The organism is Paenibacillus sp. FSL H7-0442 (genome assembly GCF_038593105.1).
Classification (GTDB): Bacteria; Bacillota; Bacilli; order Paenibacillales; family Paenibacillaceae; genus Paenibacillus; species Paenibacillus polymyxa_D.
Window position 1 is genome coordinate 2,353,126 of the sequence record NZ_CP151963.1, and the last position, 17,788, is coordinate 2,370,913.

The 17,788-nt window shown below is 46.9% G+C and carries 13 protein-coding genes; all 13 read left to right on the top strand.

Annotated elements, in window-relative coordinates; genetic code table 11:
* Positions 1–38: 38 nt before the first annotated feature.
* The 13 genes from MHH57_RS10835 to MHH57_RS10895 all read left to right on the top strand — a co-directional run bounded on the left by MHH57_RS10835 (position 39) and on the right by MHH57_RS10895 (position 17,727).
* Complete coding sequence (locus tag MHH57_RS10835; RefSeq protein ID WP_209948087.1) at positions 39–1,841, top strand: vWA domain-containing protein; 1,803 nt, start codon at positions 39–41, stop codon at positions 1,839–1,841.
* A gap of 24 nt (positions 1,842–1,865) precedes the next feature.
* Positions 1,866–5,255: a tubulin-like doman-containing protein gene (locus MHH57_RS10840; RefSeq protein WP_342435079.1), complete on the top strand. Its 3,390-nt coding sequence runs from the start codon at positions 1,866–1,868 to the stop codon at positions 5,253–5,255.
* 3 nt (positions 5,256–5,258) lie between these two features.
* A complete protein-coding gene (locus MHH57_RS10845; RefSeq protein WP_209948090.1) occupies positions 5,259–7,625 on the top strand; it encodes a transcription initiation factor TFIID in 2,367 nt (788 codons plus the stop codon).
* A gap of 46 nt (positions 7,626–7,671) precedes the next feature.
* Positions 7,672–8,961 carry a vWA domain-containing protein gene (locus tag MHH57_RS10850; protein WP_209948091.1) on the top strand — a complete coding sequence of 430 codons (1,290 nt, stop codon included), beginning with the start codon at positions 7,672–7,674 and terminating at the stop codon, positions 8,959–8,961.
* Positions 8,962–8,979: 18 nt separating this feature from the next.
* Positions 8,980–9,633 (top strand): beta-mannanase, encoded by a 654-nt coding sequence (locus MHH57_RS10855; RefSeq protein WP_069010195.1) that lies wholly within the window; start codon positions 8,980–8,982, stop codon positions 9,631–9,633.
* A gap of 16 nt (positions 9,634–9,649) precedes the next feature.
* A complete protein-coding gene (locus tag MHH57_RS10860; RefSeq protein ID WP_029519150.1) occupies positions 9,650–10,915 on the top strand; it encodes a hypothetical protein in 1,266 nt (421 codons plus the stop codon).
* A complete protein-coding gene (locus MHH57_RS10865) occupies positions 10,912–13,929 on the top strand; it encodes a hypothetical protein (RefSeq protein WP_209948093.1) in 3,018 nt (1,005 codons plus the stop codon). Before MHH57_RS10860 ends, MHH57_RS10865 begins: the two co-directional genes overlap by 4 nt.
* Positions 13,930–14,159: 230 nt before the next feature.
* Positions 14,160–14,627 carry a MarR family transcriptional regulator gene (locus tag MHH57_RS10870; RefSeq protein WP_029519152.1) on the top strand — a complete coding sequence of 156 codons (468 nt, stop codon included), beginning with the start codon at positions 14,160–14,162 and terminating at the stop codon, positions 14,625–14,627.
* A 93-nt stretch (positions 14,628–14,720) separates the two neighbouring features.
* Positions 14,721–16,103, top strand: coding sequence for an MFS transporter (locus tag MHH57_RS10875; RefSeq protein WP_069010194.1), 1,383 nt, complete (start codon positions 14,721–14,723; stop codon positions 16,101–16,103).
* Positions 16,104–16,183: 80 nt separating this feature from the next.
* A complete protein-coding gene (locus tag MHH57_RS10880) occupies positions 16,184–16,753 on the top strand; it encodes a hypothetical protein (RefSeq protein ID WP_342435080.1) in 570 nt (189 codons plus the stop codon).
* A gap of 68 nt (positions 16,754–16,821) precedes the next feature.
* Positions 16,822–16,971 carry a 50S ribosomal protein L33 gene (gene rpmG / locus MHH57_RS10885; protein ID WP_013310116.1) on the top strand — a complete coding sequence of 50 codons (150 nt, stop codon included), beginning with the start codon at positions 16,822–16,824 and terminating at the stop codon, positions 16,969–16,971.
* Positions 16,972–17,175: 204 nt separating this feature from the next.
* Positions 17,176–17,397, top strand: coding sequence for a hypothetical protein (locus tag MHH57_RS10890; RefSeq protein ID WP_238437774.1), 222 nt, complete (start codon positions 17,176–17,178; stop codon positions 17,395–17,397).
* 84 nt (positions 17,398–17,481) lie between these two features.
* Positions 17,482–17,727, top strand: coding sequence for a type B 50S ribosomal protein L31 (locus MHH57_RS10895; RefSeq protein ID WP_013310118.1), 246 nt, complete (start codon positions 17,482–17,484; stop codon positions 17,725–17,727).
* Positions 17,728–17,788: the final 61 nt, after the last annotated feature.

Consider the following 17,788-nt stretch of genomic DNA (forward strand, 5'->3'; position numbering starts at 1 on the left):
ATTTAAAATGAGAATTAACCGGCAAAGGGGTACAAGCGATGTTTAGTAGAGACAGAAAATGGTTTTTGGTCATCGGAATCATATGTACAATGATCATGACCTCGATTTTGGCATGGCAGCCAAAGATGGCGAATGCAGCTTCACCCTCTGCTTCTAAGGTGGATGCGGTGCTGGTCGTCGATGTAAGTAATTCAATGAACACCAGTGATCCTGGGAAAATTGGCAATGAAGCCATGAAAATGTTTATTGATATGCTGTCGACGCAAAATGACAAGGTCGGGATTGTAGCGTATACGGATGTCGTACAGCGTGAGAAAGCCTTGCTTAATATTACATCCGAAGCGGATAAGCAGGAACTGAAGACGTTTATTGACGGACTGAACCGGGGGGCGTATACTGACACCTCCGTGGGTGTCAAGGAAGCAATCCGCATTTTGCAAGATGGTAAAACAGCTGGACATGCGCCTATGATCGTCATGCTGGCCGACGGTAACAACGATTTTAATAAGACGACAGGTAGAACCGAAAGCCAATCCGATCAGGATATGGCACAGGCTGTAGCCGAGGCTAAAAATAGCGGCGTTCCGATCTACACCATCGGCTTGAATGCAGATGGGAAGCTGAATAAAAACAAGCTCGCCGACATAGCGCAGCAAACGGGCGGCAAGTCCTTTATTACAAGCTCAGCGGATGACCTGCCGAACATTTTGAGTGAAATTTTCGCCAGCAATTTGAAGTTGAAAGTGGTGCCTTTGCAGTCCATTACGGCAAACGGCGACTATCAGGACGTAACGGTAACCGTACCGAACGATAGTGTGCTGGAGGCTAACATTTCGATCATGTCCTCGAAACCGGTGGATGCGAGACTGTTAGACCCGTCGGGCAACACCAAGCCGATTCCTTCGAGCGATGTGCTGCTGTCCAAGTCCAAAAGCTACTCACTGATTAAACTGCTCAAGCCTGCGGCTGGTGACTGGAAGCTCCAAGTCAAGGGAGTCCAGCAGGATCAGATTGATATTAATCTGGTATTTAACTATGATCTGGAGCTGAAAATGGACGCACCGCCCGCCAAATCATACAAAAAAGGCGATGCAGTTCAAATTCGTTCCTACCTGACGAGCAATAGCCAGCATCTTCAGGATCAGGAATTGTATGCGAATATGAATGCTGTTCTGAAGGTCAAGGATCTGGATTCCGGTACAACGAATGAGGTGCCGTTAACCAACGCAGGGGATTCTTTTACCGGTTCCTATACGATTCCAGATGAGCATGACTACGAACTAACCGTTAGAGCAGAGGAGAAGAGCTTCTACCGTGAAACACAGCCTGTAACCATTAGTGCTAAAGCAGGGGCGACGAGCGGTACAAATACGGGCACGACTCAGCCAACAACACCTGCTGAAAAGTCCAAGCTAATGCCACTCATTCTTTTAGGGCTGGGACTGCTCGTTCTGCTGGTTGCCGCATATTTCATCTGGAAGGCTATGAAAAAGGCCAACCGTGGCTTTGTCGGTCAAATCGTACTGGAAATCCGGGATGAGAACACTGGCGAAAAAACGTATCCGCAGTACAAGAAGCTGAACACCTTCCGGGGCAAATTTAATCTGCACCAGTTGCTGCAACTGGCACCGGAATTTGCTGGAACCGACAAGGTTGTGTTCACACCAGCCAATCAGGATCGTATCATTGTGCGCAGTACCTCCGAGATTACGATTGAAAAATCCGGGCGGGCTGTAGACACAGGCAACGGTCTTGAACTCAAAAACGGTGATCGTCTGACCATCCCGTTAGCCAGTGTGGACAAAACCATTTTGCTGGAATTTATTTCAGTAAACAGCTAAACGAACCCTTAGGAGGTCATATCTATGAAACCAGTAGTTAGAGAGCATATCCAACAATTAGACGTATCACTCGGCGGGGGGATCGTAAGCGATAAGATCAGAGTGGATACTATTGATAATCCTATTTTAATTATCGGACTCGGAGGTACGGGAATTGATGCCCTTCTCCGCTTGAAATATCAAATTAACCGCAGATTCAAGCTTCCAGCAGATCCGATCTCCAAGAAAAAGAGCGATAAACCGGACAATGTGGAATTTCTCGCTTTTGAAACGAATGAACAAGACCGCAACAAAAAATACAAGGGGATTGGTTTGGACCCCATCAATGAGTTTGTATTGCTGTCCAATGCGGAAATCGGCGGATTGCTGCAAAACCGTAGCATTCTAGAGCCGTACATTACCGATTGGCTGTCTCCAGAGCTGAGCATTACCGATGGTATGAACGGGGCGGCAGGGGTACGTCAGGCAGGACGATTACTGCTGTTCACCAAAATTAATCAGGTCGTTCAAAGCATTGACAAAAAAATCAAAACCTTGTCTGAGGGCACCAATAAGAAGCTTATGGTGTTCCTGCTGTCCGGTTTGTCCGGCGGTACAGGAAGCGGTACTTTCCTCGATATCTCATATATCGTCCGAGGAATTATTGAGCGCGATTATGGCTCTGCAGGTGTAGACCGTGTAAATACATTAGGGTATCTGTTTACACCGGATATCAATTTGGCGAACAAAAGCCTGAGTGAGCATACACGTGAATATATTAAAAAGAACGGCTATGCTGCACTGAAAGAGCTGGACTACTGGATGAATGTAGACAGCCGTGGTGAACGCTTTAAGCAGCAGTACGGAAATATTTTGACCGTGAACTCGCCGCTTCCGCCGTTTAATCTGTGCCATCTCATTTCGGCCACGAATACGGAAGGCAAGCTATTGGAAAATGCTTATGATTACTGCATGAATGTCACCGCCGAAAACATCACCAACTTTATGGCGAGTGAGGAAAAACAATCCGGCGAAGAATTTGCCATTCATGACTATATCAGCAATATCCGTACCAACATCGCACAAATGAATAAGGCGTATCCAGCAAACTACGATTACAATATTATCGGGGCTTCCTCGGCGGTGCTGCCAATGGAGGAAATGACGACATATCTGGCTTATCGAATGTTTGGCAAAATGTCCAAAATGTTCGAGCAATCGCCAAATCAAGAGGATGTAGAGAAGTTTGCCCGCAAGCTGGGCGTGGATCTGGATAGCATGATCAAAAACTTTGAATCCCGTGTACCTGAGCCGCTTCCGGGCTTTGAAAACAGTGAACGGTTAAGTTATAGCAATGTCGTTAAAATGCAAGTTGTCAATATGGACACCGAGCTGGAGCAAACGTTCCTGACGCGTGCCCGCGAAGAGTATATCAAAGCGAAGAAGCAGCTTCCTGGTGAAATTACAGGACAGTTTACGGATCAAATTCGCCGGATGTTTCTGCATCCTGAGCAAGGACCGTTTTATGTATCCCGCATGATTTATACTGAAAAAGGATTTAGCTTGCTGAAAATGCTGCTTTCATATGTGGAGACGTTGCGTGAATCACTGCACCGTATTCCGACGGACATTGAATGGGCGCGTGAGCAGGCGAACGAAAAGTTGGGCGATGCCAAGAGCGCGTTTGTATCCAAGGATAAAAAGAAAAATGCGTACATTGAAGCGAAAATTAATGAATATTGGCTGCGTGCTGATGTGGAACGTACAGAGCAGCTCATTGAATTTTATGAAGACCTGTATGACCTGTTGAATAAGGAAAATAGCCGCATTTATAATGTATTTACTGAAATTTTGAACGCATTGAGCGCAATATTCGAGAAGAATGGTGATCTGCTGATTAACGGCGAGGAACAGTCCGATCACAAAGGTAACAAAACGTACTATTGGAATCTGGTAAGTGTACCGGATATTTCTGAAGTTGTGACCAAGCTGCTGGATAACCGCAACGGTGACGATTTGATTCGTGATTTTGCCCAAGAATTGCTCGAAAATTCAGATCAATGGGTGAAGGATCAGGATATGGACATCATCAGCTCAATCTCCAATTTCTTGACTGATAAGTTCGGTGATCTCATTACCCGTTCCATGGAGGATTTCCTCGTCATGAAATACGGGCAAGATGAAGCCATTGAAAAATTTGTGGAGCGCTACATTGCGAGCAAACTGGATGAGGAAGCTGTACCTGTGTTCCATCTGAGCAATAGCTCTGGCAACTTGTACTTCCCGTCTTGGGGATTCGTTTCGGTACCTGTACAGTCGCCTAATATCCTAAAAGGCGTTCGCAATTATCAAAATAATGCAATTGGAAAATCACACTTTACTATTAAAGAAAGTGAAGTTCGTAACCGGATTTTCTGGCTCAATACGCGTAATGGTGTTCCTCTGTTTGTATATACGCCGCTCAAAGTGTATGAAGAAAGCTATGAAAAAACGATTCTTGACCGCGAAGGTATTGGCCGCCATCTGGTTCAAACAGGCCAGAACAACTGGACTAATCTGCCGTCGCCGATTCCTGAAAAGTCATGGGGCGAAACTTACGTCAATTCGCGTGTGCAAGCATACAATGCACGCATTCGTAATGATTTTGACCGTGCCAAGTCATTTGGCGTGATTCGGGAAAAGGATGTCGATCAGAATACGAGCAGTCGCTTCACTGTAATCCGTTCACATGCGCTAGATCTGAATGCGATGCTGGCAGGCTACGATATGCGCTTGCATGAATCCAAGCCGAATTTGGGTGAGGTGAAAAGAGCATGGTCTGAGTTGAAACGTCTGCTGGCTGAAGGGCTGGAGCAGGCCGGAAGCAAGGACATCTTTGGCAGCATCAATGAAGAGATGGCGAAGGAAAACCTGATCCGTTCACCGGAGTTAACACAGGTGGTTCGTGAAGAACTGGCGAAGTATACACAAATTGAAGCGAAAGCCGCTGAACTGGAAGCTTTGCTGGGCAAATATCAAGATGAAGAAAAATGGCTGGATCAGTTCATTCAGGCACTCTATACGGACACGATTACGAAAAAAGGCGCTTTGTATGTCTATGATCGTGACGAAGAGGAAGAGGCTTGGGAGCCGTTTGCCAACGTCATGAAGAGTCGCAATTATGTGGAGTTTGAAGTGCTTACAAACTTCCGTGGTTTGGAAGAAAAGAAATTTGCAGCTCTAATGCGCAAGGCGGATCGCCGTGATGCTGTATTGACTTCATCTGAGGATATTACACCATTGCTGGCAAAGCTGGATGAACTGGCTGCGACTTATACAGAGGCCCGTAATCAATTGGAATATGAAAAGGTGGAGCTGGCTAACGGAGCGGAACTTTATGCATTCTATGCTCAAATGGCTGGAAAATTAAACGACATCCGCAGAAAGTTGAAGTAAAGTATGAGAGAGCAGCTGTTACGTTATGCGGCTGACTATGCAGCCGCAGAGGACCAATTAATCGGAAGCGGGGATGGACGCAGCAGCATCCATTTCCCGTCCGTGTTTCTTTTTATCGGGGATCGCATGAATCCGGTGATGAACACCATTGCAGATATCAACCGGACCAAGTGGGATAACAGCACGGGAGTAACGTATATTCAGATCCGCTCGCAGGAGGAACATGCGGCTGTAGATCGTTCGGTGGATGCTATTATTCATACGATAGCGGTACCGGAGGAAAGTGGCCACCAAACGATACGCCGTGACTTACACCAAGCTTTTTATACACATGAATCGCAGCTAATTGAGCTTAACACCGCGTTGCGCCGGGCTAGTGGACATCTGGCAGATTACGGTCGGTTGTATTCTTCGTTCGAGCGTGTCCATTTGTCGATTTTGACGACAGCGGATGACCCCATGAACGTATTAATCCCTGAAGTTACACTGTTGGCGGAGTATATTTTTGCACAGTCTTTTAAATCGGTACAAATGGATCTGTATGTGTTGGTGAATGAAAGCGATCAGACTGCCCAATTTGGCTACAGTAGTGCAACGTCCGTTGCTTTCATGCGAGAGCTGGACTATATCCAGAGTCCGGAGTATACGTTTACGGCACCGCTTCATATGACCGAGGACAAATTGACCATTCCGGTATCCCATGCTCCATCGCCGTTGTTCGATCTCGTCTATGTGCTGTCCGACAAGAACGAACGCGGCGTAACGGTGCCGAATAGTCTGCGAGAAAGCTGTGACATCATTTGCCACATTCAGCTTCTTAAAAACCGTTATCAGGCAGGAGATTCCTATCGGTCACAGGATGGGGGATACAACAATACATCGTTTAAAAACAACATCATGACGGAATCCGGGCGGCAGGGTTATGTGTCGGCTGGATTTTCCCGAGTCAACCGCCCTAACCAGTCAATCGCACTTACGGTGCTGTATCACTTTTATGTGAAGCTGTTAGAGCGTATGAGAACAGAGCAGGAGTGGGACATACGCGATAAGCTGAATTATTTTGGTTTAGATGCTGCTGAGCGCGGTCGCACGCGAAATGATCTAGTTCCTGGTAATGAAGCGATCACGGACATGAGTGCACTGATGACCAGCGGAGCCAGCTACGGCTCGTTGAAGCGAATGACATTACGTGAGGCGGAGGAGGCCTTGTTTGGTCAGGGCTGCGAAGCCTTTTTCCGTGATAATTGTGAACGGATTGTGCACAAACGGTTGGGAGATTTTCAGGCGGAATCAGGTCTGCAGTTGGCTGTGAATGCAGCTGCCAAGGAATATCCTGAAATCGGATTTTTCGAGCTGACAGACTGGACGGATGAAAATAAAACAGGGAATGTGCTTACGGCTGTTCGGGGGCTGATTCGTGATACGTCCAATGACTTGCAGATTAGTGCCGCTGAACTGGATACCCTGTATAACGGGCGGGTGGAGGACCAGCCTTTTCAACGACTACCACTCATGGATAAGCATAATGTGCGCAGCTTGATCCGTTACCTGACCGAGACAGTTTACGGGCACAAGCTGCACATGCTGCGGATTCAAGCGGATTTGGAGTTACTTCGCCGCTATGAACTGGCACTAGAGAAATGGCATGCACAAGCGAAGCATATTACAGTACAGCTTGCCAGCCTGGAGCGTGAACTGCATCAAGCTGCAACGGACAGTATTCGGCAGGCCGACAGTTACACAGGTCAAAACCTGTTCGAGTATTACGAGCGTGTGACAGAGGATGTCATGCGTGAGCTGGAAAGCAAGCGGGGAAAATCTATATTCTTTGATACCCGGCATATGGGGCCTGTATCCGGATTGCTGGACGGGGGTCTGTCCGCATTGGTGGATCGACTTACGCAGACCTGTCGTACCTTGATTCTCAGTTCACAGCCGTTTAATCAGACCTTCGAAGAAGAATTATTGCGGCGTGCGAATGTAGCTGCTGCATATGAAAATCGGCTGGTCGTTCCGAAGGATGAGCTGTTTAGAAAACTGTATCAAACGTTAGAGGAACATGGCGGAATTAACGTACGTTTGCTCGACTATACCCATGAGCATCGGTATGAAGAAAAGTACTTCTTTGGTGACTACGAAGGCGAATTTCTTCCTTATGCGATGGATGTGGACATTACTTCGCGTATTTACAAACTGGGTTTTGTGCATGAGCGCCGCAGTAGCGGGGTGGAAAAACTGCATTTGATGGGCGGCTTCCATCTGGAGGATCTGATGGTTTACCGCAACGGCAAAACGTATTATGAGACATATACTGCGAATGGTTTCGTGTTTCACGGAATCGACGTGGACCGGTTGCCGGAATTGCGGTAGCCACATATTCATCCTACTTTAATGATGGAAGGAAGCAACGATTCTTATGAAGCAGCGTAAATTTAACGTTCTCCTATTACTGTTCGGCTTGCTGGGCGCTGTAGTAGGCTTCATCTTGGGAGAGCTTATTCTTCACAAATTGATAGGGCATTGGCCGCATATCATCGTGATCGGGCTGTATTTTGGCATCATGGCCCTGTGCATTGGCCTAGGCTGTCTGATTGGCGAACTGATTTCGCCACAGTTAAATGGACATTCATGGCGGCAGCGCTACTCCGGGTTATCCTGGAGGTTACTGGTGCCTGCTACGTTGGTGATGTTGTTCGTGGCAGGTCTGCTATTGGAGTTGGGCTATCAGGTTAACCCTGAAGGGCGCAAGAGCGTACAGGACCTCGTACTTGTGATTGATAATTCCGGAAGTATGCAACAAACAGATCCTGATAATGAACGCCTAACGGCTGCCAAGAGTCTGATTGCCCAAATGGATGGAGACAAGCGGGTAGCCATTGTTTCATTTGAATCTGCTGCGCAGTTGGTTCAGCCATTTACTCCCATTGGCACAGATGCAGAGAAGCAAGCGGTATATTCTAAAATCGATAGTATGCAAACTATAATGTCAGGCGGTACAGAGATCGGGCTTGCTTTGGACGAGACGATCAAGGAGATTGAAACCCAAGGCAATGCGGAAAAAGGTTCTCTCGTTATTATGCTCTCTGATGGTTTTAGCGATCTGGATACCCAGACAGCATTGGCTCCTTATATCGCCCGCCAGATTCCGATTAATACGATCGGGCTGAAACTGGCAGAGTCGGATGGTATAGCCTTATTGCAAAATATTGCTAACCTGACAGGTGGAACTTATTCTAATGTAGCCAATGCCCAAGGACTTACTCAGGCGTTCGGTAAAATATATAACAAAATCGGTGATCGCACACTGGTAACGGAGCGGACAGGTGAATATGCCGACAGTCTGTATTTTGCCATTTATCGTGTAACGGCTCTGGTCATTATCGGCGCTCTATTGGGATTAGCTCTTGGGCTGATGTTCGATAACCGTTTTCTTGCACGGAATTTCGCCATTGGTGGAGTCCCGGCAGGCTTGCTCGCTGGCTTTATTTTGGAAAAAGGATTATCTGGATCGCCTATAGGCGACTTGATGATTCGTTTGTTGGCAGCGCTCGTACTGGCAGCCCTTATTGCTGTCTTTTCGCTTGTTCTGCCGATTGCGGAAAATACTCGCCGATCTTCCGGTGGAGGAAGTCAGGGTGAGTCGTCAGGACGCCGAAGAGGGGCACCGGAAGCCCCGACGCGCAATCGACGCAGCAGTGGATTTTAGAACGGGAGGCTGGAACTTATGCAGTATAGGGAAGCACAGCCCGGTGATCCTATTATTTCGGAGCTGAGCCACAAAATTGATGACAACCGGGTTGTGTTACGCTGGCAGTGGCCTGAGGGCGCAGCCGTGGTATATATTGCGAAGCAATCAGCCGATGCAGGTGTGAATGGGCAAAATAAAGGTGAAGTTTTACCGCCTTTTTCAAGCCTAAAACTTTTTACACGCGAGGAGTATAAGGCTGCTGGCAGCTATCGTGACCGAATTGAAGGCATTGGACGCGTGCGGTATACCGTGTATCCGGCTGTTCGGGAGGATGGAGACACTTACGTGATCCGTCAGCAAGACGGAGCCAACCAACTGGAGTTGAGCACCGGAAGGGCTAAAATCAGATATGCGGTTCACCATAAAAAAGGCTGGTTTCGCAGCCGCAAAACCGTCCAAATTCAGGTGACAGCCGAAGTTCCTGTCCCGCAGGAGGCGCTTTGCTACGTGAAGAAGCGTGGGGGCTATCCCGCAGATCGGGACGATGGAACCTTGTATCCGTTCACAGCACCTTTTGTTGCGGGACGGAATGTTTTACCCGCTGTTGAAGTGGGGGGAGATGAATATGTGCGGCTGTTTTTTACGGACGGCCAGAAATATGGCACGGTATATGAATTAGTTCCTGAATGAAAGGAGGCCGCAACCGATGAGTTTTCTTAGCAATTTATTCAGAAGAAAGCCACAGGCAGCGCCAAGGCCGTTATTTTATGATATTGTGTGCCCTTATTGCTTTAGTAAATTCTCCCCGGAGGAAGTAGTATTCCGTGCTTCTCATCACCGTGAAGATGACGAGGACTACGCTTTGGGTGAAGATGAGCTGTTGAACAAATATCGGGAGCGTTTTGGCTTGGACAGTGTGCATGATATGGAGGCGATTTTACATCCCCTTGATGTTCCTGAGGAACATCGATTGTATTCTGATCATGTACTGACAGGACTGACCGACCGTTATGGCGAGCTGACGCGTCACCGACTGTGCCCGCACTGCCATAACGAGTTGCCCGTGACTGCGGGTAAGGTGCCTAGCAATATCATTTCGATTATTGGAGCTTCGCAGGCAGGGAAATCTGTTTATATGACCTCCCTGATTCACACGCTGCAACATGTTACGGCCGATCATTTTGACGCGGCTTGCATGCCACTCAATGCAGAGATCAGCCGAAAGTTCCGCACTATGTATGAGGAACCCTTATTTGAAAGAGGCGATCTGCTTACATCGACACAAAAAGAAAAGATGCAGGAGCCTTTTATCTTCCAGTTCGTATTTAAGGATGAGGAAAAGCCGCCACTGACGCTAGTGTTTTTTGATGTCGCCGGTGAGGGAATGGTAGATCAGGACTATCTGGGACTGCATGGACAGCATATTAAGAATTCTGCAGGTATTCTCTTTATGGTCGATCCACTACAAATCCGCTCTATTCGGGAGCGCATTAAGATTAACCTTGGCGATAAGCCGGGTGAGTGGGTCTCACAATATGATGAACCGCGTGACGTTGTACTTACGATGTTCGGTGATTTTATTGCCTATCAGGAAAAAGGGAAAACGGACATTCCGACCGCTGTCGTCCTGACCAAAAGTGATATGCTTACTGCGTTGGCAGATGAAGAAGGCACATACATCAAGACGAACAGCAATATTTTTAATCCGATGGAGCATCGCAAATATATGGATTTGGATGAGTTTGCGAACATTGATGGCGAAGTTCGGCGCTTCATCGAAAAGGTGGATAAACCGTTCAAGGGCACGATGGATGTATATTTTACGGATACGGCCTATTTCGCGGTTTCCGCGCTGGGTAGCAATCCGGTTGAGCAAAAGCTGCAAGGGTTGGTTAGTCCGATCCGTGTGGATGAGCCATTTATTTGGCTGCTTTATAAGTTGAAGTACATTGAGGGGAGAGAATCACAGTGAGTTATGCTACCTCTCATTTGATACAACAGCAGATGTACACACGGGAACGGCGTGGTATTTTCCGTTCTACGGAAGGCTTCGATACAGTGGCTAATTCCAAAGGATTGGATGCTTCTTTTATTAAAAAGGTGCTGCATCCCTTATGTGTATATGATGCGCCTGCTGCTTTGACGGCGCGCGGCGAGAAACAGGAAAGTGTCTATCCGGAAGCCATACATCTGGTACGGACGGAGTCCGGGGATGTAGTACTTGGCCGCAGTATTTATAAGGCTGCGGATTTTACTGGGCTACGAAGCGCCCTTTTCACGCACAACTATGTGATTCCAGCCGGACATGGTGAATCTCCGTCTGACTATAAGCAGTGGCTGAACACCTCCTTTGTTGATACTTATGATATTGAGCAGGGAACGGATTTGCCGGAATTGGAGCGCCTACCAGGTGGAAGTGTATTTCCGGCTGTTGACCCGTCTACAGTGCTGGCTCAATTGCAGCTGAGCGAAGAAGTGTTCAAACAGCTTTTATACGCAGTCATGATGTCCGCAGCGGGTCGCAAAAAGGTATACGTAGCGCTGAATGTTCCTGTAGAAGCGGTCGGATCTTCAGCCAAGCAACTGCTTGTTGTGTTATATGCAGCACTGCCTTATGCATTTCGCAACAGACTCGGATTTCTTACATATGCACAGGAACCAAACAGCAGAAAAGGCATTCACTTGATGTTTGTTGAGCCTTTTAGTTTGCGTCCCGGTGATCGGAATGTAGAAAAGGACTTTGTATTTGACCTGTCTAATCATAGTCGAATACTTAATGTGGATGCAGAGCAGGTGAGACAGCCGTATTTTGACTGGATCGTCCGTACGTTGTTGAATGGTGAGACGCCGGACGATTTCTTCAAATTTGCCGAGCAAATGCTGACAGGTATGGAGGCTGGGCGTGATTTGACGCCATCCAGCTATCATGAGCTAATTACGTTGTACAGAATTGAGCAGGGAGAGCGGGCATTATACAACGAACAACGAATCACTGTGTTACGAAGCCTGACTGATTATTTATCGCCACCCGATGCGCTGCCACGTAAAATGAGGCTGAATGATCTGTTTCTGTCGTTCTTTGATCATGAATTTGATCGGGTGAAGGATGGATATATTCCGGATGTAGGCCTGGTAGATAGTTTCAAGGACTATTATAAAGTTCATGCACGCAGCAGCGAAAATCGGTTGGTGGAATATTTAATCCGTTCGCTAAACAATGCTTATACTGCCAGAAATACGGAAGCAGTCACGTATATTTATCATACAATTGAAGAGAATCCATCATTAGGCAAGGCATATTTTACGAAAGTGTTGGGTAATCCGGCACTGACAAAAATGCTGTTCATTCCCTACATGGACAGTCAGATGAAAAGAACACCGGATGCCAAGGGGCTGCTGGCTGTTGTGCACGAATGGGGCAGTAGGTATATCGAAGTGTCGGCGAATGCCGATTTTCAGCTTTTGGCAGAATCTGCACTGATGGGTCGACTGCGTGCGGAAAGAAAACCAGTAGAGGCTGTGGCTGCCATTCACCAACGCTTGCGTCAATGGGACAGCAACTCTGCCGTAGGCAAACTGTCCCCGCTGGAGCAATCTGGATTGACAGAACGCTTGCAGGAAGCGTCGGATCGGTATTTACTTACCGAAGTAGAGCTAAAGGAAATATCACCCGATCAGGTCGTACAGATTCCTTTTTTCACACGGCCTGATTTGGTGCAGTGGGTTGGAAAGCTGCCTGCTCCTCTTAAGGGACAAGCTGTGCGATTAGTTGCGGCTTATGATTGGTTTAACACGGAGGACCCGGAACCGTCGGTGCTGGACGGTCTGGAGCCCGGCGAAGTAGAAAAGGTACAGGATTGGGCTTACAGCTGGCTGCCCCAGCAGCTTGCGGAAGGCCATTTTGCCCGTCTGTTGCCTGCCTTTTATCGTTCTGACGGGCCGGGAGAGGGAATATTGGATTTCGCTCGCCTGGTCAGTTCGATTCGCAAATGGGCAAAGGATAACGATACGATGTACCGCTTTATCCGATGGTCGGAGGAACACCCTGAGTTTGCTACTCCACGCGGCGGTTTTGAACCATCCTACAGACGTGCGCTACTTCTATTCTTCCAAAAGGAAGGACGAGAGGGACTGCATAAAAAAACGCTGTGGCGTCAATATTTTGAACCTGCGAAGCCTGCCTTTAAAAATTTCTATTTGGCAGCAAAGCGTGAGACGGACACGCCTCTGGTCAAAACGCTTCGTCGTTTCCGTAAAGGTGGGGTGATTTCCGGGATCGTGCTGATTGTCATTGCAGGTACGCTAGGCGGCCTGAAAGCAACCGGGGTGATCGGATCTGCTGACACACCTGCGCCTGTTGCCACTCCGAAGCCTGTACAACAACAGCCTGTAGAGCCTACAGTGCCCGTAAAAAAGGAGCCTACGGCGATAGTGACACATGTGCCTAATACCAAGTCCACTACGAAAATGGTCAAGCTGTTGTTTGCGTTTCAGACATCGACAGAGCAGGCAGAATTTAAGCCGAAGAAGCTCGTCATTGTCGGTGCGGATCAGCAGGAGCACTTATACGAAAATTTTACACTTGCTGAACAGAACGACAAGGAAGCAGCCAGTAAGGCGAACAATGATCCATCCGGTGATGTAAACACTGGGAGCGCCACTACAAAAAGCACGACAGCAGATGGACAATCCACGGACAATGGTTCCACAGCTCGTGGGGGTACATCCAGTGGAAAAAGTGGTGATCAATCTGGAGCAGTGACTGGCAACACGGACGGAGGCTTGACTTCGGAGATTACTACTGAGGGTAGTGGCAATGGAGCAAATACAGACACAGACACTGACACACCATCGGAGTATGATCTGAAGAAGTATCCTTATCGTACGCTATTGACCCTTTGGCAGCGGTTGGAACTGAATGATGCTAGCACGGTTACCGTTGATGGAGAAGAATATCCGCTAGTTCAAGTGAAAACTGCGGACTAAGCAACTATAAAACAGAAATGAATGATGAATGAAGTAAAAGACGGGTTTCCTTCAAAGGACTCGTCTTTTATTGTGCCTATATTTCCATAAAGGATGAATTTGTAATTCAAAATTAACCCTATCTAATAAAGCATCATGTTACGAAAGTATTGACACTAAGTAGACAGCTGATTAAAATTAGTTGGAATTCAAACTATTAAAATTAGATAGATATGGAGGTTCGTAGTGAGATGGGAAGCGAGGTGTATCCCGTTTGTCTTCCTTGGGAGGAAGAGAGCACGATGTATTTAATTAAATGGATTTTCACTACCGTCCGGCGCGAAATTGAAATAGCACTGCGCCCTTTGGGGCTCACCTCCCCACAATCGCAGACGCTCTATATACTGGCGATGTCGCCTGGAGTCACCAATACGGATTTGGAAAAGCTATTGCTTATTGATAAATCAAGCGTTACTAGCCTGGTTAACGGGATCGTTAAGAAAAACTGGGCAGTACGCAAAAGTCACCCGGAAGATGCACGCATGAAGCAAATCTATTTGACTGAGGAAGGCTTGAAGATTCACAAGGTAGCTGAACGTACTATTGAGGCAATTAAAAGCTCGGTAGGGGAAACGTTATCTGTCGGAGAATCGGAGACGCTGCGCGGCCTGCTTAAAAAAATTCTCCGCGACTACCACCCTGCGGACGCCCGTGCATGAGCGAATATATAGAGATTTTACCCGGATAGGGGTATTCAAAAGCAGTGAATTACGATCTTAGATAAGAGGTTTACAGGAGAGGGAGACAACCAAATGATAAATGAACAAACTTATCCGAATGCGGATAAGCTTATGCGTGTGCTAGCTTTCACACTTGTTTTTTCAGTGATGAACGCTTTTATGTTTAATGTCGTTATGCCTGTGATTCGAGAGGAGTTTCATATTAGTGCTTCCGATGTAAGTTGGTTGCTGACTGGCTATATGATCGTGTATGCGGTTGGCTCGGTGACCTACGGCAAATTGGCAGATAAATATCGTCTTAAGGATTTGCTGACGTTTGGGATTATCTTTTTTGCACTGGGTTCGCTTATTGGACTGTTGGCCAATCAATTTTGGATGCTCATTGTAGCTCGTTTGCTTCAGGCTGCAGGGGCTGCTGTTATTCCGGCCACTGCTATGATCGTCCCAGTCCGTTATTTCTCGGCTGAAAAAAGAGGACGTGCTTTGGGCGTCACAGCAATCGGCTTGGCGTTAGGTACTGCACTGGCTCCGATTATTTCCGGTTTGATCACAGGCTTTGCAAGCTGGCGTTTTTTGTTCGTCATTTCCATGCTGCCACTGATCGCATTGCCGTTCTTTCGTAAATATTTGGACGATCAGCGTGGAGAGGATCAGAAGTTCGATTTTCTTGGTGGATTATTGCTGGGTGGAACAGTAGCCTTCTTATTACTTTCGATTTCGCAAACCAATATGATGTTTTTTCTGGTCGGTATGGTGCTGTTTGCACTGTTTATATGGCGCATTAACACTGCACATGACCCATTCATCCAGCCGAAGCTGTTCCGTAACAAACAATATTCATACGGGCTCCTTATCGCTTTTTTAGGGACGGGGATTAGCTTTGGATTGCCGTACTTGGCACCGCAGTTTCTGAACAGTCTCAATCAGCTTACGCCCGCAATAATTGGACTGGTTATGTTTCCGGCTGCTATTGCTTCGGCTCTATTGGGTAAAAGAGGGGGGCGTTTGGCGGATAGCAAAGGAAATTCGTTTCTCGTCTATACAGCTGTATCGCTTTTGTTTATTTGTTTTATCAGCTTGTCTACGTTTGTGGGTGCGTCTCCGTATCTGATTTTGTTTTTGCTTATTTTCGGAAACGTAGGTCAGACCTTCATGCAAATTGCCATGTCCAACACGATTTCTCGTACCTTGTCGAAAGACCAGATTGGTGTTGGAATGGGGCTGCTATCTCTGCTGAATTTCATTGCCGGAGCGATTACGACAAGTATCTTGGGCAAAACGCTAGATAGTTCGTCGTCCTTTCATCTGAATCCTGTCGTATCTAATGTGCAGGTGTTCAACTTTAGCAATATTTTTACGGTGCTTGCACTGATTGCGCTTGTGACGATGGGACTTTATGCGTTGCAATTCCGAAGGGGTCCACGCGGTAATACGCCTGCTGTTGAACAAGGATAAACATTTGATGTAACCTCATGCCAAAACAAGGGTATAATATAGAAGGAAAAGTTCATCTATGGAAGGACGGAGTGTCCGGCATGACAAGAAACCTTCAATATGTACCCTATGGTTATGAGCCTCCGATCGAGATGCATAAAGGGACCATGGTCTACTATGATACGTTCGAGCAGATTACAGCCAGAGAGCTGGAGCTTTTTGCCGAAACGGGGGCTGCATTATCTTTTACAAAGCTGGTGCTGTATCCGCTGCATGAAGAAACCGTCAGAAGAATGTGGAAGCAGCCGGTACGTTCGTATTACAAGCGGGTGGACGAGCTGGGAGAGTGGCATCGGGAGCAGGCTTTGAGTGCTGTTGTCATTGAGAGCTGGGAAGGTAAGCGTAAAAAGTATACGCCGATTGAAGCAGCTATTCGTTTTTTGGCGGAAAAGTATACGACCCCACTTTTTTTGTACATGAGTCCTGAAATGGCAAATTTGTGCGCTTCCTATGCATCGTTTGGAGAATGGATTAGAAATGTCAGATTGGTGCTTTCGAGCGAACCACTACAACTTCATCCGAAGCTTGCACAGTACCGTAATCGCTGGAACACGGTAGAAGAAGCGATAAACCGTGACTCTAAGGTTGACAAAGCGGAGCATGAATTATAGAATAAAACTAATCGTAAAAATTACTATTGTAATTGTATACCATGTATTCCAATTAAGGAGGAAGAGAAATGCGCGTAATTGTTACCTTGGCATGCACCGAATCCGGTGACCGCAACTATACAACAACTAAGAACAAAAGAAATCATCCGGACCGTCTTGAAATGAAAAAATACTCTCCGCGTCTGAAAAAGTACACGATCCATCGTGAAACTAGATAATTTGAGGCCTGCTGTATAGCAACCTGAATTATCCTGCTTCCTGAGCGAAGCCTGTTAAGTTTGCAAAAGCCTGCGTTATGGAACCGGCGAAAACTTGAATTAGTCCAGTGGACAGAGCGTCTAAAGTTAAAGCTTGCATCTAAGAGAACGGCTTTTTTTCACGGCTGTATGATAGATGCTGAGCTACATGGCACGCTTTGCCTTTTGAATCGAAAGCACGTGGCTACCGACTTCTCCTGTGCTGGTGTCAGCATTTGGGACGAGCCGGAGGACCATTCACTATATGCTTATATAACGATGAAGGCTGACGAAAGATCCGGAGCGTTCGTGCAATGGGCGATGCGATATATGCGGCATCGTTTGCTTGTCGTTTACGAGCTTGAGCGCCAACCGTTAAGGTCTGTCGTCTTTTTTTCTGGGACATAACCGTTCCTTTTGCCAACTGATGGAGTATTGCGCCAGTACGTTTGAGGTTGAAACTAAAACTACATGAAAGATTAGGTGAAACTAATGAAAAAAGATATTCATCCAACATTGAACAAAGTTATCTTTTTGGACCCTAGCTGTGGATTTACTTTCCTGAGTGCTTCCACTAAATATTCGCAAGAAACGATGGAATGGGAAGATGGTAACACATACCCAGTTATCCGTGTAGATACTAGCTCCGCTTCCCACCCGTTCTTCACTGGTAAACAAAGAAACGTGGATATCGGTGGCCGTGTGGATCGCTTTAACAAAAAATATAACCTTAAGTAAGAACAGTCGAGCGTTGTGTTCATGGATTATGCTTATAATCCGTGAACATCGCTTTTTAAAA

What these genes read in the sequence shown, in the direction of transcription:
- MHH57_RS10835 (WP_209948087.1), top strand. Translation starts at nt 39, where the DNA reads ATGTTTAGTAGAGACAGAAAATGGTTTTTGGTCATCGGAATCATATGT.
- MHH57_RS10840 (WP_342435079.1), top strand. Translation starts at nt 1,866, where the DNA reads ATGAAACCAGTAGTTAGAGAGCATATCCAACAATTAGACGTATCACTC.
- MHH57_RS10845 (WP_209948090.1), top strand. Translation starts at nt 5,259, where the DNA reads ATGAGAGAGCAGCTGTTACGTTATGCGGCTGACTATGCAGCCGCAGAG.
- MHH57_RS10850 (WP_209948091.1), top strand. Translation starts at nt 7,672, where the DNA reads ATGAAGCAGCGTAAATTTAACGTTCTCCTATTACTGTTCGGCTTGCTG.
- MHH57_RS10855 (WP_069010195.1), top strand. Translation starts at nt 8,980, where the DNA reads ATGCAGTATAGGGAAGCACAGCCCGGTGATCCTATTATTTCGGAGCTG.
- MHH57_RS10860 (WP_029519150.1), top strand. Translation starts at nt 9,650, where the DNA reads ATGAGTTTTCTTAGCAATTTATTCAGAAGAAAGCCACAGGCAGCGCCA.
- MHH57_RS10870 (WP_029519152.1), top strand. Translation starts at nt 14,160, where the DNA reads ATGGGAAGCGAGGTGTATCCCGTTTGTCTTCCTTGGGAGGAAGAGAGC.
- MHH57_RS10875 (WP_069010194.1), top strand. Translation starts at nt 14,721, where the DNA reads ATGATAAATGAACAAACTTATCCGAATGCGGATAAGCTTATGCGTGTG.
- MHH57_RS10880 (WP_342435080.1), top strand. Translation starts at nt 16,184, where the DNA reads ATGACAAGAAACCTTCAATATGTACCCTATGGTTATGAGCCTCCGATC.
- rpmG (WP_013310116.1), top strand. Translation starts at nt 16,822, where the DNA reads ATGCGCGTAATTGTTACCTTGGCATGCACCGAATCCGGTGACCGCAAC.
- MHH57_RS10895 (WP_013310118.1), top strand. Translation starts at nt 17,482, where the DNA reads ATGAAAAAAGATATTCATCCAACATTGAACAAAGTTATCTTTTTGGAC.